The organism is Sphingobium naphthae (assembly GCF_043589935.1).
GTDB lineage: Bacteria > Pseudomonadota > Alphaproteobacteria > Sphingomonadales > Sphingomonadaceae > Sphingobium > Sphingobium naphthae_A.
Map to the genome: position 1 here is coordinate 108865 of NZ_CP171455.1, position 16403 is coordinate 125267.

Annotated in this window: 21 protein-coding genes; 12 read left to right on the forward strand and 9 right to left on the reverse strand. The window is 68.4% G+C overall.

Translation table 11 applies throughout. The features are described from left to right. Positions 1–61: 61 nt before the first annotated feature. The 9 genes from ACGGKE_RS15595 to ACGGKE_RS15635 all read right to left on the reverse strand — a co-directional run bounded on the left by ACGGKE_RS15595 (position 62) and on the right by ACGGKE_RS15635 (position 5303). Positions 62–700, reverse strand: a complete 639-nt coding sequence (locus tag ACGGKE_RS15595; RefSeq protein WP_394442829.1) for a hypothetical protein — start codon at positions 698–700, stop codon at positions 62–64. Positions 701–849: 149 nt separating this feature from the next. Next, the gene (locus ACGGKE_RS15600; protein WP_394442832.1) at positions 850–1197 is read right to left on the reverse strand and encodes a helix-turn-helix transcriptional regulator; all 348 of its coding nucleotides are present in this window, start codon (positions 1195–1197) and stop codon (positions 850–852) included. After that, positions 1194–2003 carry a type III secretion system export apparatus subunit SctT gene (gene sctT / locus ACGGKE_RS15605; protein WP_394443124.1) on the reverse strand — a complete coding sequence of 270 codons (810 nt, stop codon included), beginning with the start codon at positions 2001–2003 and terminating at the stop codon, positions 1194–1196. Before sctT ends, ACGGKE_RS15600 begins: the two co-directional genes overlap by 4 nt. Next, on the reverse strand, positions 2003–2272 hold the full coding sequence (sctS, locus tag ACGGKE_RS15610; RefSeq protein WP_009823035.1) for a type III secretion system export apparatus subunit SctS: 270 nt from the start codon (positions 2270–2272) through the stop codon (positions 2003–2005). Before sctS ends, sctT begins: the two co-directional genes overlap by 1 nt. After that, positions 2265–2915, reverse strand: a complete 651-nt coding sequence (gene sctR / locus ACGGKE_RS15615; protein ID WP_009823036.1) for a type III secretion system export apparatus subunit SctR — start codon at positions 2913–2915, stop codon at positions 2265–2267. The genes sctS and sctR overlap by 8 nt, the downstream gene beginning before the upstream one ends. Positions 2916–2920: 5 nt before the next feature. After that, positions 2921–3202 carry a FliM/FliN family flagellar motor switch protein gene (locus ACGGKE_RS15620; RefSeq protein WP_394442839.1) on the reverse strand — a complete coding sequence of 94 codons (282 nt, stop codon included), beginning with the start codon at positions 3200–3202 and terminating at the stop codon, positions 2921–2923. A gap of 27 nt (positions 3203–3229) precedes the next feature. After that, positions 3230–3871 carry a hypothetical protein gene (locus ACGGKE_RS15625; RefSeq protein WP_394442842.1) on the reverse strand — a complete coding sequence of 214 codons (642 nt, stop codon included), beginning with the start codon at positions 3869–3871 and terminating at the stop codon, positions 3230–3232. Beyond that, on the reverse strand, positions 3871–4179 hold the full coding sequence (gene fliO, locus ACGGKE_RS15630) for a flagellar biosynthetic protein FliO (RefSeq protein WP_394442845.1): 309 nt from the start codon (positions 4177–4179) through the stop codon (positions 3871–3873). Before fliO ends, ACGGKE_RS15625 begins: the two co-directional genes overlap by 1 nt. After that, positions 4176–5303, reverse strand: a complete 1128-nt coding sequence (locus ACGGKE_RS15635) for a flagellar biosynthesis protein FlhB (protein ID WP_394442848.1) — start codon at positions 5301–5303, stop codon at positions 4176–4178. Before ACGGKE_RS15635 ends, fliO begins: the two co-directional genes overlap by 4 nt. A 463-nt stretch (positions 5304–5766) precedes the next feature. On the opposite strand from ACGGKE_RS15635, the gene ACGGKE_RS15640 reads away from it, so the two are divergent. From ACGGKE_RS15640 to ACGGKE_RS15695, 12 genes are read left to right on the forward strand one after another with little or no spacing between them, the layout of a single operon-like run. Then, positions 5767–6555, forward strand: coding sequence for a lytic transglycosylase domain-containing protein (locus tag ACGGKE_RS15640; protein ID WP_394442851.1), 789 nt, complete (start codon positions 5767–5769; stop codon positions 6553–6555). Then, a complete protein-coding gene (locus ACGGKE_RS15645) occupies positions 6555–8519 on the forward strand; it encodes an FHIPEP family type III secretion protein (RefSeq protein WP_394442854.1) in 1965 nt (654 codons plus the stop codon). Before ACGGKE_RS15640 ends, ACGGKE_RS15645 begins: the two co-directional genes overlap by 1 nt. Further along, positions 8516–10324 carry a type III secretion system outer membrane ring subunit SctC gene (sctC, locus tag ACGGKE_RS15650; RefSeq protein WP_394442857.1) on the forward strand — a complete coding sequence of 603 codons (1809 nt, stop codon included), beginning with the start codon at positions 8516–8518 and terminating at the stop codon, positions 10322–10324. Before ACGGKE_RS15645 ends, sctC begins: the two co-directional genes overlap by 4 nt. Further along, the gene (locus ACGGKE_RS15655) at positions 10321–11475 is read left to right on the forward strand and encodes a hypothetical protein (protein ID WP_394442860.1); all 1155 of its coding nucleotides are present in this window, start codon (positions 10321–10323) and stop codon (positions 11473–11475) included. The genes sctC and ACGGKE_RS15655 overlap by 4 nt, the downstream gene beginning before the upstream one ends. 23 nt (positions 11476–11498) lie before the next feature. After that, positions 11499–11813: a hypothetical protein gene (locus ACGGKE_RS15660; RefSeq protein ID WP_228165277.1), complete on the forward strand. Its 315-nt coding sequence runs from the start codon at positions 11499–11501 to the stop codon at positions 11811–11813. Continuing rightward, positions 11810–12196, forward strand: a complete 387-nt coding sequence (locus ACGGKE_RS15665; protein ID WP_394442863.1) for a hypothetical protein — start codon at positions 11810–11812, stop codon at positions 12194–12196. The genes ACGGKE_RS15660 and ACGGKE_RS15665 overlap by 4 nt, the downstream gene beginning before the upstream one ends. A gap of 19 nt (positions 12197–12215) precedes the next feature. Then, entirely contained in the window at positions 12216–12956 is a 741-nt protein-coding gene (gene sctJ / locus ACGGKE_RS15670) for a type III secretion system inner membrane ring lipoprotein SctJ (RefSeq protein ID WP_394442866.1), read from the forward strand. Next, positions 12953–13396 carry a hypothetical protein gene (locus ACGGKE_RS15675; protein ID WP_394442869.1) on the forward strand — a complete coding sequence of 148 codons (444 nt, stop codon included), beginning with the start codon at positions 12953–12955 and terminating at the stop codon, positions 13394–13396. Before sctJ ends, ACGGKE_RS15675 begins: the two co-directional genes overlap by 4 nt. Further along, complete coding sequence (locus tag ACGGKE_RS15680; protein WP_394442872.1) at positions 13381–13986, forward strand: hypothetical protein; 606 nt, start codon at positions 13381–13383, stop codon at positions 13984–13986. Before ACGGKE_RS15675 ends, ACGGKE_RS15680 begins: the two co-directional genes overlap by 16 nt. Next, entirely contained in the window at positions 13976–15286 is a 1311-nt protein-coding gene (locus ACGGKE_RS15685; RefSeq protein ID WP_394442875.1) for a FliI/YscN family ATPase, read from the forward strand. Before ACGGKE_RS15680 ends, ACGGKE_RS15685 begins: the two co-directional genes overlap by 11 nt. Next, on the forward strand, positions 15283–15744 hold the full coding sequence (locus tag ACGGKE_RS15690; RefSeq protein ID WP_394442878.1) for a hypothetical protein: 462 nt from the start codon (positions 15283–15285) through the stop codon (positions 15742–15744). The genes ACGGKE_RS15685 and ACGGKE_RS15690 overlap by 4 nt, the downstream gene beginning before the upstream one ends. Beyond that, positions 15741–16397 (forward strand): hypothetical protein, encoded by a 657-nt coding sequence (locus ACGGKE_RS15695; protein ID WP_394442881.1) that lies wholly within the window; start codon positions 15741–15743, stop codon positions 16395–16397. Before ACGGKE_RS15690 ends, ACGGKE_RS15695 begins: the two co-directional genes overlap by 4 nt. Positions 16398–16403: the final 6 nt, after the last annotated feature.

A 16403-nucleotide genomic window follows, 5' to 3' on the forward strand; every position in this document is an offset into this window, starting at 1 on the left:
AGAGGCGGAGGCCCGATCCAAGGGATGGGCCTCCAACCGTTTCCTTTGCGGGGTAAGCGGATTATTGCTTGCGCGCGGTGTTCGACATGGCTTCGCCGATCGTCTTGATGGCGTTGTTGGTCGCGTTCATCAGCATGCTGAACTGCTGCGACACGACGCCGAATTCGGCCGAGGCGCTGGCGTCGTCGCCCTTCAGCGATTCGGCGCGGCTCTGCATGTCCTGACCCAGACGATCCAGTTCCTCGCCCAGCGCCTGCGCCATCGCCATCAGCCAGCCCGGCGCACCGGTCGAACCGGCGCTGGAGCCCGCGACCTTGCCCTTGCCGCCCGAAGCCTTGGCGTCCTTGAACTCTTGGCTCTGGCTCATTTCCTCGATGAACTGCATCATCATCTGCTGGACGCCATTCTGGGCCTGGGCGATGTCCGAGGGGGAAGCGCCGACGCCGGCGCCGAACTGGTCGAGCGCTTCATCGACATTGCTGGCCGCACCCTGGAAGTCGCCGATCGAACCGGCGAACTGGCTCTGCGCCATGTCGATGATGCCCTGGGGCAGGCCGAGCTTGTCGCCGAACTGCTGCAGGATCTGCTGACCCATTTGCGAGAAGACCTGCTGCGCGAGCTGGGCGACGACGCCGCCGATCGGGCCGAGCATCGAGGTGGCGAGGAGGGAAATGGGGTTGAAGGAACCAATGCCGAACATCGTTATTCTCCTGTCCTTGAAAATCCGGCCCTCAAGGGGCGCTTGGGACGGCGGCGCGAACGGGTCGAACCGCCGTCGTCGCCATCCTGTATGACCCACCTGCCAGCCGTCCGCCCTCCCCGATCCGACTAGGGTCCTAAGCGATCCGACTAGCTGAGCGGGTGGAAGAGCAGGCCGGCAAGCGCGTTGAGTTCGCGCACGCCGTCCAGCTCCAGCTTGCGGCACATATTGTTGAGGTGCACGCGCACCGTATTTTCGCTGATGACCAGCAGGGTCGCGATGTCGGCATTGGCGCGGCCCCAGCCCAGGAAGCGCAGCACCGCCACTTCGGTGCGGGTGAGCGTGCCGATCGCCTGGCTATGCCGTTCGGGGACGCGCGAGCGGGGGATGCGAAACTCGCCGATCGGCACATCCTCCTCCGCCGCGCGCGCATCGGCCTGGCGCAGCAGGCGCATCAGTTCGCGCAGACGGGCTTCCTCGTCCGGCCCGTTGGTCATCGCGCCAGCGTCCTTGCAACCGCGCGCACGACGTCGCTGCGCGTCGAGAGGTCCATCAGCACCGCCTGCGCGAGCAGCGGCACAAGGATGAGGAGCAGCGCGGTCGCCGCCCAGCTCTTGATCGAGAGCGACAGGGAAAAGACGTTGAGCTGCTGCGCGAAGCGATTGAGCAGGCCGAGCGCGGCGTCGACGACATAGAGCATCACCAGGATCGGTGCGGCGAAGACCAGCGCCAGCGTCATCAGCCGGCCGAATTCCCCTTCGAACAGGATCAGCGACTGCGGGTCCAGCACGGGCCAGCTCTTGGCGATCGGCCAGATGACGAAGCTTTCCATGATGGTGCCGACCAGCAGCAACAGCCCGCCCCAGGCGGCGAAGAGGACATGGGCGAGCCGTTGGAGCAGCGATCCGGTGACCGATGTCATGGTGCCGCCATTGGGCTCCAATATCTGGCCGATGGTCGCGCCGACCTTGGCGTCGATGATCTCGCCCGCCGCCTCCATCGCCCAGAGGATGGTGGCGAAGAAGAAGCCGATGGCGATGCCGATCCCGGCTTCACGCACCAGCATGATCGCCCAGCCGAAAGTGCCGATATCCTGCACCATGAAATTGGGCTGAAGCGCGAAGGCGACGCCGCCGAAGGTGAGGATGATCGCGTTGCGGACCGTGGCGGGAATGGTGTTCTGCGCGAACAGGGGAATGATGGCGAAGGCGAAACCGAAGCGGGCCGAGGCAATGCCGACCAGCAGCAATTCCATCATCCATCCCGGCACGCCCTGCATGCCGCTTACCCCCGCGCCCGCCATCACTGGCGCACCATGGCCGGGAACTGGGTGAAGATGGTGTTGCCATATTGGTAGAGGCTTCCCGCCAGCAGCGAGGCGGTGAGGAAGATGGTGGCGACGATGGCGAAGAATTTGAGCGTATATTGAAGCGTCTGTTCCTGAAGCTGCGTCGCCGCCTGCACCAGCGCGACCAGCAAGCCGACCGCCGAGGCCGCGACGATCGGCGGGGCGGACAGCAGCAGCACCAGCCACAGCGCGTCGATCGTCATGCGGATGATGCTGTCAGACATAGCTGAGCACCAGTCCGTGCGAGAGCTTCACCCACCCGTCGACCAGCACGAACAGCAAGATCTTGAACGGCAGGGATATAGTGACGGGCGAGAGCATCATCATGCCCATTGCCAGCAGGATGTTGGAGATGACGAGGTCGATCACCAGGAAGGGCAGGAAGATGAGGAAGCCGATCTGGAAGGCGACCGTCAGTTCGCGCACGACGAAGGCGGGCACGACGACGATGAAGTCGGTGGCGCTCGCCGCCTGGGTGCCGCTCTGTTTGGCGACGCGCTGCTGCGTGCGCAGGAAGAAGGCGCGCTCGTCCGCGGCGCTGTGCTTGATGAGGAAGGCGCGCAGCGGCTCCTTGGCGCGGTCGGCGGCGGAGAAAATCTCGCTGGTCTGGGACGGGACGGCCTGCTGCCCCGATGCGGCCGCCATCTGCTGCATGGTAGGATACATGACATAGACCGACAGGACGAGCGCCATGCCGTTCAGCACGACATTGGGCGGCACCTGCTGCAGCCCCAGCGCATTGCGCAGCAACGACAGCACCACCACGATTTTGGTGAAGCTGGTCACCATCACCGCGAAGAAGGGGGCGAGCGCGATGAGGACGACGACGACAAGCGCGCTGCCGGGCGTGAAGGCGGACACGTCCATGGGGTTCAGCCTTCCTTGAGAACCGTCTCTATGAGCACGCCATAGCTGTCGCCGACCGAGACGATCTGGCCCGCCGCGATGGCGCGGCCGCCCGCGATGATGCGGACGGGGAGCGCGCCGTCGCGATCCTGCAAGGGCAGCACGCCGCCCTGCTGCACCGCCTGCAATCGGGCGAGCGGGACATCGGTCTGGTCCAGCTCGAAGCGCAGCTGCACCGAAAAATCGTCCGCCGGGAATATCGGGCTGGCGGGGGCTGGAGACATGGCAGGCGTATCGGCATCATCCATGATCTTCTCCTCTTTGGAACAAGTGGCTCAGTGCGGCCGGAAGCAGCGGGCGGCCGGATCGAGCCGGCCCGGGATCGCATCGCCGTGCGGCGGGCGCAGCGTCGCGCCGATGGGGGCAGGCCCGATCAGCAGCAGGTCGCCGGGCGCCAGCGTCGCCGCGTCGGCCGGGGACAGGCGCGGCCCCGCGACAGCGATCCCGACAGGCAGAGCGATATGGCCAAGCAGCGAAGGGGCGAGCGCCGCGGGCTGGGCCAGGATGGCGGCGCCGATCGGGACCGACAGCAGCAGGACGACCTGCTGGTCAAGCGAGTCGATCCGCACGGTCAGCCCGGCGGCGTCGGGACAGGGGCCGATGTCGATCGGGTCCAGCGTCACGCCGAGCGCGGCTTCGAGGGCGCTGAGCAGATCGTCGGCCGCGTCCAGCAAGGCCGCCATCGCCGGGCCGTCGCTGGCATCCATGGACAGCGCGCGGCCGCCGAGGCGGAGCGGGCGAAAGGCGATAGCGTCAGCGCAGCGGAACCAGGCGGCGGCATCAGCGTCGCGCGGCAGAAGCTGTGCACGCAGTATCCGGTCCTCGACGCTCAGACCACAAAGAGCGCCGAGCAGGCTCTGGCGCAGATGCGCCTCCTGCGCGCCCAGGGCGGGAAAGCGAGGCGGTTCGGGCGTCATCAGGGCCGTCCATCCGGGACGAGCGACGCGGCGCGGCCTTCGGGCCAGCGCGCGAGCAGGCTGATGTTGCCGCCGGTGACGCCGATCAGCATGACCTCACCCCGCACCTCGACCAGGGCGATGCGCTCGCGCTGGCCCACGGCCATGGCGCGCAGGAAGCGGATCGGCTGCTCGGTGGCTTCGCCGCCGCCCTGGAAATGATCGTTCCATCGCCGCAGCAGCCGCAGCGCCACCCAGGCCAGCCCCAGCACAACGGCGAGCGCCAGCACCACCGCCAGCAGGCTGAGGAAGAAAGTCCCTGCGTTCATTCCGCATCCTCCCGCACCGGGGCTTCCAGCCCGTCGCGCGCCCGGCGGGCCCACAGGATGATTTCGGCGATCGCATCGAACCGGTCGCGCGGGATCGGCCCGCCCACCTCGCTTTCGCCCCAGACGCCGCGCGCCAGGCCGATATTGCGCACGATCGGCACGCCTTCGCGTTCCGCCTCGGCGCGCATGGCGGCGGCGAGTGGCCCTTCGCCCTTGGCCGCGACCATGGGAACCGGACAATCTTCGGGATCATAGTCGAGCGCGATGGCGAGATGGGTCGGATTGGTCAGCAGCACATTGGCCCGGCCCGCTGCGGCCACGGCATTCTGATTGGCCCATTCCTCATGCAGTTGCCGGCGTTGCGCGCGCAGCATCGGATCGCCTTCATTATCCTTGTGCTCCTGCTTGATGTCGCGTCGGCTCATCCGCAATTTCTTGATGAAGCTGTGCTGCGCCCAGGCGCGATCGGCGGCGGCGACGAGCAGGAAGATGGCGCAGGTCCAGGCGAAGAGCTGGATCGACACCGACCGGATCAGGGCCAGCATCGCGCTCGCCACCTGGTCGCCATGATGATCGACCGGCGACCATCCCGCCGCCTGCACCAGGCTGACGAAAGCATCGGCCGAGCGCCAGAGGATAACGCCGGCGATCGTCAGGATCAGCGTAGCCTTGGCGACGGTCTTGAGAAGCTCAACCAGATTGTCCATGCTGAACATGCGCTTGAACCCTTCGATCGGGTTCAGCTTGTCGATCGAGGGCTTGAGCTTTTCGGTGGTGACGAGCGCGCCGACCTGCACGAATTCGGCGATCACGCCAATCAGCGCGGCGGGACCCAGGATCAGCAGGCTGACCGACACCAGCACGAGCAGCGCCGCCCAGCCCAGCACGGGGGCGGCCGCATCGAAGGGCATGCTGGTCGCCGTGCCGAGCGTGTCGCGCATCAGATCGGTGATCTGCGCGCCGGCATGACCGGCCGCGAACAGCAGCAGCAGGAACCACATGATCATGCCGAGCGCGGGCCCGACATCCTTCGACTTGGCGATGTCGCCCTTGCGGCGGGCGTCGCGCAGCCGCTTGGGAGTCGGCTTCTCGGTCTTGTCACCGCCGTCATTCTTTTGCGCCATGGAAACTCCACACCGTGCCTGGAGGCATGAACCTGGAAGAAGCTGTGCGGCAGTTACTGGGAACCGAGGCAGAACAGCTTCATGAAGTGCGTGTGTGGACCCAAGTAAAAGTTTAGATTAAGTGTCGCTTCGTCAACCCTCAATGACGGAATTGGGACGAGCCGTTCATCTTCGAAGATATTTCGACTTCGACATGGTAATTCATCTAGTCGTAACGATTATGTGATTGATTTGTCACGGTTCCATAGCAATTAACCAAGTGATTTCGCTTCATCGCCTCTCGGCCACAGCCTGTCTCGTTACAGTGGCTTCCCCGACATTGTAGCGCAACAAAGCCCCCGCCAAACCGCCGCTTTTCGGGCGGACAAGCGCAAGTATATCACGAAAATACCGTTAGATTACTACTGACTTAGACTGATCGAGAATTTGGTGTGTGGACGTCACCAGATAGGAGATCGTCAGGATGGCAATCGCAATTTTTCGCAATATTTCTATTGCGACTCTATTCGCATGTTCGTCGGCGGGCGGCATCGCCTGTGCCGAGGATAATGTCAGTTGGCGGGACATCGATTTCCGGTCCTGTCCGCTGAACGCCAATCTGCGCGTCGCTGATGGCGGCACCACGAACGGCTATATGGCGTTGCAGGGCTGTGCGGCGCGGATCGTCGTCGCTCCGCGCGCGCCGATCAGCACGACCCCCGACGTGGCGCGCATCATCGGCGTCAAGGAAGACAAGCCCAAGAAGGCGGAGCGCCGCCGCGGCAAGACCGCGCTGGCCGAACCGCCGCCGGGCACGCGCCGGGTCAGCGCCATGCTGGACCGTCCGATCAAGATCGCCGGCTTCGTTCCGGATTTCGACCCGCATATCCAGGCGACCGCCGCAGCCCACCGCATCGACCCGCTGTTCCTGCACGCGATCATCGGCACCGAATCGACCTATCGCGCCAGCGCGCTGTCGCATGCGGGCGCGCGCGGGCTGATGCAGATCATGCCGGGCACCGGCGCGCGCTTCGGCGTCGCGCAGGACGCACTCTATGATCCGGCCACCAATATCGAAACCGGCGCGCGGCTGCTGAAATCGCTGCAGAAGCGCTATGGCAAGGATTTCGACCTGATCCTGGCGGCCTATAATGCCGGCGAAGGCGCGGTGGCCCGCTATGGCAACCAGATTCCTCCCTATCGCGAGACGCAGGATTATGTCGTCAAGGTGATGGCGCGCTATGCCGCGCTGCGCGGCGGAGCGGCGCGCTGATGGCCGCCAGCCTGCTTTCCCGCCTGCCGCGCGGCGCGGTGCGCCCGGCCGACCTGATGCTGATCGTCGCCGTCGTGGCGATCGTCGCGCTGCTGATCCTGCCGCTGCCGACGATCATGATCGACATGCTGGTGGCGACCAATATCGCCATCGGCCTGCTGCTGCTGCTTTCCACGCTGCACATCACCAAGCCGCTCGATTTCTCCACCTTTCCCACGGTGTTGCTGCTTTCCACGCTGTTTCGCCTGTCGCTGTCGATCGCGACCACGCGCATGATCCTGACGACGGCCGAGGGCGGGCACATCATCCAGCAGTTCGGCGAGATGGTCGCCGGCGGCAATCTGATCGTCGGGCTGGTCGTCTTCCTGATCATCACGGTCGTGCAGTTCATCGTCATTTCCAAGGGCGCCGAGCGCGTCGCGGAAGTGGCGGCGCGGTTCAGCCTGGACGCGATGCCCGGCAAGCAATTGTCGATCGACAGCGACCTGCGGTCCGGGCTGATCGGCAAGGACGAGGCGCGTGAGCGGCGGCGGACGCTGGAGCTGGAAAGCAAGCTGCACGGCAGCCTGGATGGCGCGATGAAGTTCGTGAAGGGCGACGCCATCGCCTCCATCGTCATCGTGCTGATCAACCTGGTCGGGGGCCTGGCCGTCGGCGTCTTTTCCCACGGGATGGAAGCGGGCGAGGCGATGCAGGTCTTTTCGATCCTGACCATCGGCGACGGGCTTGTCGCGCAGATCCCGGCGCTGTTCAGCGCCATGGCGGCGGGCCTGCTGGTCACCCGCACGACGGACGAAAGCCGCGACGGGAGCCTGGGTCCGGCGATCGTGCAGCAGATCGGCAGCAAGCCCAAGGTGCTGGCGCCCGCCGCAATCCTGTGCCTGTTGATGGCGCTGATCCCCGGATTTCCCGCTGCGGTCTTCATCGGCATCGCCTGTGCGCTGGGCAGCGCGGCGGCGTGGCAGCATCCGGTGTCGCACGCCTGGATCATGGGCAAGGCGGCGCGTTTCGACAAAGGCGAAAAGCCGCTGCCGCAAACGCTGGCGGCGCAACCCGAAGCGCCGCGCCCGGTGCGGCCGCTGGTGCTGGAGATCGCCGCGCCCGCGCTCGACGCGGCGCAGGCCGAACGGCTGCGCGCCCGTTTCGTGCTGGTGATCGAGGCCGTGCAGGCGCGGCTGGGGCTGCCGATGCCGGCGGGCGAAGTCACGACCCGGCTGCTGCCCGAGGGCGAGCGGCCGCGCTGGACGCTGAGCGCCTATGAGGCGCCGGTCGGATCGGGCGAGGTCGACGGGCCGTCCGAGGAGGCGATCGCGCCGGCGATCGAGGCGCTGCTGCGCCGCAATGCGGCCCGTTTCCTGGGGCTGCAGGAAACCACCACCATGCTCAACCGCATGGGCGCCGACTATCCCGACCTGGTCAAGGAAGTCGTGCGCGCCGTGTCATCCCCGCGCATCGCCGAAGTGTTGCGCCTGCTTGCCGAAGAGGAGGTCTGTTTGCGGAATCTGCGCGACGTGCTGGAAGCCATCGCCGAAATCGGTCAGTCGGAACGCAATGCGGTTCCCATTGCTGACCGCACCCGGGTGGCGCTGCGCCGCTATATCGCCGCGCCCCATATGGCGGACGGTCGATTCCCCGTGCTGGTCGTGGGCGGCCGGCTGGAGCGTTTCTTCCGCGACAATCTGCAGACGGTGGAAGGCGTCGCCCACCTCGCCATGCCGCCCGACCAGGCGCGCACGCTGATCGGCATGATCCGCAGCGAAACCGCCAAATGCGGCGCCCGGGCGATCGTCACCGCCTATGATCTGCGCCGGCCGCTGCGGCAGTTGACCGCCGGCGACCTCTTCGGCCTGCCAATCCTGTGCTACAATGAGCTGACGCCCGCGCTGCCGCTGGACGTGGTCGGCACGCTCGACCGGACGCCCAACGCGATCGAGGAACAGGCGCCGATGGAGGCCGCGGCATGAGGCGGATGCTGCGCCTGTCCTGTGCGCTGGCGCTGGCCTGCGCCACGCCCGCGCTGCAGGCCGCCGAGCCGCCCTTTGGCGACAATAAGGTCAACATCACCGCGCGCGACCAGCCGGCGGTCGATTTCCTGAACCAGTTCTTCGCCGCGTCAGGCCTGCGGGTCGCGGTGAACGGCACGGTGTCGGGCAAGATCAACGGCCACTTTTCGGGCATGCCCGCCGACATCTGGCGGCAGGTGGCGAGCGCGTTTAACCTGATCGCCTATTATGACGGGTCGGTCGTCACCGTCTACAGCGCCAATGACGTGCAGAGCCGCACGATGAGCGTAGCGGCCGGGCGCGCGGCCGACCTGTCGGGCGCGGTCACGCGCGGGCGGTTGAGCGACGGCAACAACCGGGTGCGCATCACATCGGCCGAAAGCGTGCTGGCGACCGGCGTGCCCCGTTTCCTGGACCAGGTGCAGCAGATCGCCAGCGCCCTGCCCCGCACCGCCGTGCGCGAGCGGCCGCCGGTCGCCGCGATCGCGCCCGGCCGCGCCCAGCCGCTGACGCCCGGCGGCATCGATCCCTATGAACTGCGCGTCTTCTACCTGCGCTACGCCCGCGCCGACGACACGACACTGCGCACGGGCGATCGCGACGTGCGCGTGCCCGGCGTCGCCACCATCGTCGCGCGCGTGATGGGCGACGGGCTGCCGATCGGCACCGTCGGCGGCAGCTATGGCGCGCAGCAGGTGCGCCAGTCGGTACCGCGCCTGATGGGCAAGGGGCTGGACAGCGTCTCCCCCGACGCGTCGCGCTCCACCCCCTATGACAATGACGAGGAGGATTATCTGGGCCTGCCCGGCCAGGAACCAATCGTGGTCCAGGCCCAGCCCGTGCCGCAGGTCGGCCCGCGCATCACCGTCGATCCTTCGCTCAACGCCGTCATCGTGCGCGACCGGCCCGAAAACATGCCCGCCTATGAAGGGCTGGTGCGGTCGCTGGACGTCGCGCCGCAGATCGTGGAGCTGGAAGCCACGATCATCGACATCAATGTCGACCGGCTGCGCGAGCTTGGCATCAACTGGCGCTTCCAGAGCGGCGACTGGAGCGCGCTGTTCGGCGGCGACATCGTCCGGCGCACGGGTAATCCGCTGACCGACGCGCTGAACACCGGCAGCGTCAATCGCGGCCTGTCGCTTTCGGGCATCATCGGCGCCAACAACGAGTTCATCGCCCGCATTAGCGCGCTGGAGGAAAAGGGCGCGGCCAAGGTGGTGTCGCGGCCGCAGCTCGTCACCCTGTCCAATGTCGAGGCGGTGTTCGACCGCACCCGCACCTTCTATGTCCGCGTCGCGGGCGACCGGCAGGTCGACCTGTTCAACGTGACCGCGGGCACGGTGCTGCGGGTCAACCCGCATGTGCTGGTCGACAATGGCCAGCCGCGCATCCGCATGGTCGTCAATGTCGAGGATGGCGCGCTGCTCGACGGCACGGTCGACCGCATCCCGGTGGTGGAGCGCGCCAGCGTCAACACCCAGGCGCTGATCGCCGAAGGCGAAAGCCTGTTGCTGGGCGGCCTGACCGTCAATTCCGACATGGACGCGGAAACCGCCATTCCGGTGCTGGGGCAGATCCCGGTGCTGGGCGAATTGTTCAAGTCGCGATCGAAGCGCCGCCAGCATGTGGAGCGGCTCTTCCTGATTTCGCCCCGCATCACCCGGCTGGACACGCCGACGATGACCGCGCCGATGCCGACCAGGTTCGGCGTCGCGCCCGCGTCCCCGCCCCCGCCCCGCCTGCAGATGGAGAGCCTGCAATGACCGCTGCAACGATCCGTGGGATCGACATGCCGCGCGGCGCCGCTGTCGCGCACCGCGTGCTCAAACTCCTGTCGGGCCGCCTGGCCGGCAAGGCCTACCCGCTCGACGGGCGCGCGCGGGTCAGCATCGGCCATGGCCTGGCCAATGACGTGGTGCTGCGCGGCGCGGGTACGCGCGACTGCGCGATCGAGCTGGAGCTCAACCCCGACACCGCGCAGCTGCGCGTGCTGCAGGGACAGGTGGAATTGCTGGGCCGTACGCTGGCGGCGGGCGAGCAGGCGGTGCTGCCGGCCTATCTGCCCTTTCGCCTGGGCGAATATCTGGTCGCGCATGGCGCGCCGGTGTCGCCGCGCTGGGAGGATGCGAGCAAGATCGCCGATACGCCCTGCGGCGTTGCGGTCGGGCCGTTGCAGGCGCCGCGCCTCATTGATCGGGTGCTGGATATGGGCCGCGCGCAGGTCGGCCGGATCGACCGCAAGATGGCGCGGCTGGCGTTGGGCGCGGGTTGCGCCGGGCTGCTGTGCGTCGCGGCGGCCGAGCCGCTGGGGACGCTGGTCGCTGGGCAAAGCGGCGACAAGGCCGCCCTGGATCGCGCCGTGCGGCAGGCGGGCTTCAGCGGCGTCACGGTCGGCGAGGCGCCGGGCGGCGCGCTCAGCATCGGCGGCGTGGTGCGCGACGAGGAGGAGCTGGCGCGGCTGCGCGCGCTCGCGACGCAGCATGGCGACGGCGTGATCGTCGATGCGCAGACCGGGCCGCAACTCGCCAGCGCGGCGACCGACATCCTGCAGGGCAAGGGCGTCGCCGCGCGCGTCAGCCCGGCCCAGCCCGGCGCGCTGGTCGTGCGTGCGGGCTATATGCCCGCCGACCGGCAGGCGCAGGTGAGGGCCGAGCTGCGCAAGGACCTGCCCGCCGTGCGGCAGGTGGGCTTCCGCGTCGACGACAGCCTGGACGCGAGCCCGCTGCAATCCTTCTTCACCCAGAGCGGCGCGGGGCTGGCGACGATCGTCGCCGATCCCGCCCATATCGTGACCGCCGACGGGTCGCACTGGTTTCCGGGCGCCACCCTGCCCACCGGACATCATCTGGTGTCCGTCGCCCCCAATGCCGTCACCTTCGAGAAGGACGGCCGAATGGAACGCATCACCCCCTGAAGACCCACATAAGGAGATTGGACATGACCGACAGCATTTCCCGCGCCGACATGGCGACCCTCGCCAGTACGCCGCTGACCGGCGCGCGCATGCGCCAGGACGACGCGCCCGGCAACTGGTTCGAAGCCTTCGCCTCCGCCTGGGGCAAGGCGCTCGACCGCCAGGCGGCGACGATCGAACAGAAATCCGACCTGATCGCCAATGAAGGCGGCGACAATCCGTCGCAGATCACCATGCTGACCGCCGAGGCGATGAAGATGAGCTTCCTGTCGAACAGCTCGCACAGTTCGATCGACAGCGTGTCCAAGGCGCTCGAAACCATGGCGCGCAAGCAATGACGGTCGATCCCGTCACCGCGCAGTCGGCGATCCCCGCCCGGCAGGTGGAGTTGGCGCCGGCCATGCCCCAGCAGGCCGGGCAGGACGCGGCGGCCGATTTCGCGGCGTCGCTCAAGGTCGCGGCGACCGAGCATATCGGCGGCACCGACATGTCGCCGGCGGTGCGCGGCATGCTGGGCACGCTGGACAAGGTGAATGGCGAAGCCAGGTCGGTCGCCGACTATGCCCGGTCGGTGGAAGGCACGGGCGGCGAACTGACGCCGGGCGAGGTCGTCCAGCTGACGATGCGCTGCCAGGAATTCATGTTCCATTGCCAGCTGACGTCCAACATCGCCAATCGCAGCTCGGAAGGCGTGCAGCAGCTGTTCCGCCAGCAGGGCTGAAGCGGAGAGGAGAGAGACGGTGATCCCCAGAATCGGACAGTCGGGCCTCGCCCTGATCGCCGCGCTGGCGCTGGCCGGGTGCGGCAGCCAGGAAATCTACGGCCAGTTGAAGGAGGATCAGGCCAATGACATGATCGCGGCGTTGCGCGACGCGCATATCGACGCCGCCAAATCAGCGGACAAGGACGGCCAGTGGGCCGTGGCCGTCAGCCCCGACGATTTTTCCACGGCGATTCAGCTGCTGCGGGCCAAGGGCCTGCCGCGCGAGGATTTCGCCAATCTGGGGTCGCTGTTCGAGAAGAAGGGGCTCGTCTCCTCACCCGTGGAGGAACGGGCGCGGCTGATCTACGGGTTGAGCCAGGAGCTGAGCCACACGGTGAGCGAGATCGACGGCGTCGTTCAGGCGCGCGTCCATCTCGCCATGCCGGAGGCCGACCCCCTGTCTGACAAGGTCAAGCCCGCATCGGCCGCCATCTTCGTCAAATATCAGCCCGGCTATGACCTGCGCAGCCAGACCGGGGCGATCAAGTCGCTGGTGACCAACAGCATCGAAGGGCTGGCCTATGACAAGGTGTCGGTGGTGATGGTGCCGAGCCAGGCTGCGCCGCCGCCCCAACAGTCGATGCTGGTGGCGAGCTTCGACAGCTGGGCGAGCCGCATCCTGCTGGCGCTGGTCGGGCTGGGCGGGCTCGCCACCCTGTTCTGGCGTCGCCGGCGCCCCGTCGCGGTGCCGGCGCGGGTCGAGAGCGAGCAGGCATGAGCAGCGGTTCGGCGGGGCGGCGCGAACTGGCGCAGGTGGCGCGTCATGGCGGCTGGCCGATGGCGCGCGGCGCGCGCCTGGGTCGCCCAGCGCGGCCGGACTTTGCGACGCTGCGCGCGTTGCCGCGATGGCCGGCGCTGGACCCGGCGCGGCAGCAACGAGTCGCGACCGTCGCGCTGCTGATCGGCGCGCAATCGGCGCTAGGACGACTGATCGACGGCGCGCGCCTGCGCGGCTACGCCATGCTGGTGGGCGCGCCGGTGCTGGAGCGGCTGTGGACGCTGGAGGATGGCGGTCGCGATCCCCTGCCCCCGGTCGAGGCGTTGCCCCATGCGGCCGACCGCCTGTTGCGCGCGGCGGCGAGCGACGCCGAAGCACGCCAGCGCATGGGCCAGGCCGAAGCGCTTCTGAAGGAACTGGACGCATGGCCTTTCACCTGATCCACGCCGATGGCCGCAGCCTGCTGGCGAGCGACAGGCCGCTGCTGCGCAACCAGGAGCGTGCGCCGATCACCGACGCCGTCGCGCTGCTGAGCGCGGTGCGCGGCTGGCATGACGGACAGGCGCAGGCGCTGGCGGAAGCGCGCGACACTGCGGCGGCGCAGGGCCGGCGCACCGGCGAAGAGGAAGGCCGCGCCGCCTTCGCCGAGGCGATCGCCACGCTGACCGCACAGGCGCAGGCCGATGCCGTCCGCCGCGACGAGGATGTCGCCGCGCTGGCCTTGGCGGCGCTGCGCCAGATGGTCGGCGCGCTGCCCGCCGAGGACAGGATGACCGGCATCGCCCGCCGCGCCGTCGAGGCGCTGGGGTCGCGAGGGCCAATTTTGATCGAAGTGTCCCCCGCGATGCAGCCGCATGTCGCGCGCGCATTCGCCGACCGGCCCTCATCGGTCGAAGTGGCGGTGCGGGCGCGCGAAGGTCTGGCCGACGACCAGTGCCGCCTGACGGCACCCGACGGTCGGATCGTCGCCGATGTGGGCGTGCAGATACAATCCTTCGCCGCGCGTTGGGAGGTGGCCGATGCGCTCTGACACGCGCCTGTCCGCCCTGTTCGACACGCTGGAGGCAGGGCCGGGCTTCGAGCAGCGCGGCAAGGTGCGCGGCGCGATCGGCACCGCTATCCGCGTGAGCGGCGTCACCGTGCGCATCGGCGACATTTGCGAGCTGGCGAGCCCGACGGGCCGCCATTCGCTGCTGGCCGAGGTGGTCGGCCTGTCGGAACATGAAGCGATCCTGTCGCCGATGGGCGACCTGCGCGGCCTGTCGGGCGAAACCGAAGTGATGGTGCGCGTGGGCGAAGACCGGGTGCCGGTGTCGAGCGCGCTGCTGGGCCGGGTGCTGGACGCGCGGCTGCAACCGCTCGACGGGCTGCCGCCGGTCGAGACGCCGGCGAGCCAGCCCCTCTATGCCGCCGCGCCCAATCCGATGGAGCGCCAGCGGATCGACAGGCAGGTGGAAACGGGCGTGCGCGCGATCGACGGGCTGCTGCCGCTGGGGCGCGGGCAGCGGATCGGCGTGTTCGCGGCTGCGGGCGGCGGCAAGAGCACCTTGCTGGGCACACTGGCGCGGCAGGCGCAGGCCGACGTCATCGTCATCGCCCTCATCGGCGAGCGGGGCCGCGAAGTGCGCGAGTTCATCGAGGACAATCTGGGCAGCGAGGGACTGGCGCGATCGGTGGTGATCGCATCGACATCCGACCGCCCGGCGCTGGAGCGTGCGCGCGCCGCCCATGCCGCCACCGCCGTCGCCGAGGGCTTTCGGGCCGAGGGCAAGCATGTCCTGCTGCTGATGGATTCGGTGACGCGCTTCGCCCGCGCGCTGCGCGAGATCGGCCTCGCGTCGGGCGAGCCGCCGGTGCGGCGTGGCTTTCCCCCTTCGGTCTTCGCCGAACTGCCGCGCCTGTTCGAACGGGGCGGGTGCGACGCGCGCGGCGCGATCACCGGCATCTACACGGTGCTGCTGGAGGATGAGGAGGATGACCCGGTCGGCGAAGAAGTGCGATCGCTGCTCGACGGCCATGTCATCCTGTCGCGCAAACTGGCGGCGCGCGGCCATTATCCCGCGATTGACATATTGGTGAGCCAGAGCCGGCTGACGGGGCAGTTGATGGAGGAAGGCGAGCGCCGCGCCGCCCTCTCCTTCCGCGCGATGCTCGCCAAGCTCGACGAGATCGAGCTGCTGCTGCAGGTCGGCGACTATAAGCCGGGGCAGGATGCGCTGGCGGACCGCGCCATCGCGCGGCGCGACGAACTGAACGGATTCCTGCGGCAATCGACTCATGAACCGGCGCCCTTGCCGATGACACGCACCATCCTGAGAGGATTTGAATGATGAGCGACCAGATCGACCAGCTCAAGACCATCGTCCGGCTGCGCAAGCGCGACCTGGAGCGGTGCGCGCACGAGGTCGCGGCCGCGCGTCAGGCGATCGCCGCCGCACAGGCGCAGGAGGAGCAGGCGGCGCGCGCCTGCGCCGACGCGCTGGCGAGCCGGGCGGCGGCGATGATGGAGCGGCTGCGCCAGCCCTGCGACCCGCTGGTCCAGCTGCATTGCCAGGCCGTCTCCGCACGGGCCGAGGCATCGCAGCTGCTGCGGACGCAGGCCGGCGCGGCGCTGGCCGAGGCGCGCGCGCTGGCCGACCGGCTGAAGCGCGAATGGCTGCGCGCGCAGGCGCGGCATGACGCGATGCTGCAGGAACTGGAACGCGCGGTGCAGAGCTGGCAGCGGCAGATTGGCCGCCGCGCCGAGGACGAGCTGCGCCCTGCCCCCGTCCCGGCGATGCTGGCATGAGCGCGGCGATCGCTCCGGCAACGCCGCAGCCGGCGGCGCTGCGCACGGGCATAGACACAGGGACAGGCTCGCGGGCGAACACGACCGCCAAGGACGCAGCCGGGCCCGAAGCGGCAGAGAGCTTTCGCAGCCTGCTGGCGCGCAAGGCCAGGAAGGGCGGCGGCGAGGGCAAGCCGATGCGCAAGGGAAAAAGCGCGGACGAGGCGGCGCCTGCGCCGGCTACCGCCGTGCCGTTGGCCTTGTCACCGCAGATCATGGGCTGGCCAAGGCATGGCTCCACGCCGGGTTCGAGCGAGGACAAGGCGGGGCAGGCGCTCGCGCCTCAACTTCAGCGGACCGGCGAGGCGCAGGTCGCGCCGGTCGCGACATCCCATGCCGGCGCGGCCGCGCAGGAGGCGGCGAGCGCGCAGATGTGGGCGCAGCGAATGGATGCCGGTCGGCCGTCGTCCCCCTCTACCCTCCTCAGCCTGCCGGGCGACCAGTGGCGCGCCGAACATGTGCGGCTCGACGCACAGCAAGGCGGCCTGTCGGTGCTGATCGACCTTGGCGCCGACGCACAGGACAGGAATGAAGCGCTCAAGGAGCTGGAAGCGCGGTTGCGCGCCCGCGGACTGGACGCGACGATCCGCGACGGCGGAGGAGCTCTGCGCTGAACAACC

Bases quoted from the DNA above. Each gene is read 5' to 3' on its own strand.
- sctR (WP_009823036.1), bottom strand. From the start codon at position 2,915: ATGGACGTGTCCGCCTTCACGCCCGGCAGCGCGCTTGTCGTCGTCGTC.
- ACGGKE_RS15685 (WP_394442875.1), top strand. From the start codon at position 13,976: ATGCGCTCTGACACGCGCCTGTCCGCCCTGTTCGACACGCTGGAGGCA.
- sctC (WP_394442857.1), top strand. From the start codon at position 8,516: ATGAGGCGGATGCTGCGCCTGTCCTGTGCGCTGGCGCTGGCCTGCGCC.
- ACGGKE_RS15645 (WP_394442854.1), top strand. From the start codon at position 6,555: ATGGCCGCCAGCCTGCTTTCCCGCCTGCCGCGCGGCGCGGTGCGCCCG.
- ACGGKE_RS15695 (WP_394442881.1), top strand. From the start codon at position 15,741: ATGAGCGCGGCGATCGCTCCGGCAACGCCGCAGCCGGCGGCGCTGCGC.
- ACGGKE_RS15595 (WP_394442829.1), bottom strand. From the start codon at position 700: ATGTTCGGCATTGGTTCCTTCAACCCCATTTCCCTCCTCGCCACCTCG.
- ACGGKE_RS15675 (WP_394442869.1), top strand. From the start codon at position 12,953: ATGAGCAGCGGTTCGGCGGGGCGGCGCGAACTGGCGCAGGTGGCGCGT.
- ACGGKE_RS15625 (WP_394442842.1), bottom strand. From the start codon at position 3,871: ATGACGCCCGAACCGCCTCGCTTTCCCGCCCTGGGCGCGCAGGAGGCG.
- ACGGKE_RS15600 (WP_394442832.1), bottom strand. From the start codon at position 1,197: ATGACCAACGGGCCGGACGAGGAAGCCCGTCTGCGCGAACTGATGCGC.
- sctT (WP_394443124.1), bottom strand. From the start codon at position 2,003: ATGGCGGGCGCGGGGGTAAGCGGCATGCAGGGCGTGCCGGGATGGATG.
- ACGGKE_RS15680 (WP_394442872.1), top strand. From the start codon at position 13,381: ATGGCCTTTCACCTGATCCACGCCGATGGCCGCAGCCTGCTGGCGAGC.
- fliO (WP_394442845.1), bottom strand. From the start codon at position 4,179: ATGAACGCAGGGACTTTCTTCCTCAGCCTGCTGGCGGTGGTGCTGGCG.
- sctS (WP_009823035.1), bottom strand. From the start codon at position 2,272: ATGTCTGACAGCATCATCCGCATGACGATCGACGCGCTGTGGCTGGTG.
- ACGGKE_RS15660 (WP_228165277.1), top strand. From the start codon at position 11,499: ATGACCGACAGCATTTCCCGCGCCGACATGGCGACCCTCGCCAGTACG.
- ACGGKE_RS15640 (WP_394442851.1), top strand. From the start codon at position 5,767: ATGGCAATCGCAATTTTTCGCAATATTTCTATTGCGACTCTATTCGCA.
- ACGGKE_RS15620 (WP_394442839.1), bottom strand. From the start codon at position 3,202: ATGGATGATGCCGATACGCCTGCCATGTCTCCAGCCCCCGCCAGCCCG.
- ACGGKE_RS15665 (WP_394442863.1), top strand. From the start codon at position 11,810: ATGACGGTCGATCCCGTCACCGCGCAGTCGGCGATCCCCGCCCGGCAG.
- ACGGKE_RS15655 (WP_394442860.1), top strand. From the start codon at position 10,321: ATGACCGCTGCAACGATCCGTGGGATCGACATGCCGCGCGGCGCCGCT.
- ACGGKE_RS15635 (WP_394442848.1), bottom strand. From the start codon at position 5,303: ATGGCGCAAAAGAATGACGGCGGTGACAAGACCGAGAAGCCGACTCCC.
- ACGGKE_RS15690 (WP_394442878.1), top strand. From the start codon at position 15,283: ATGATGAGCGACCAGATCGACCAGCTCAAGACCATCGTCCGGCTGCGC.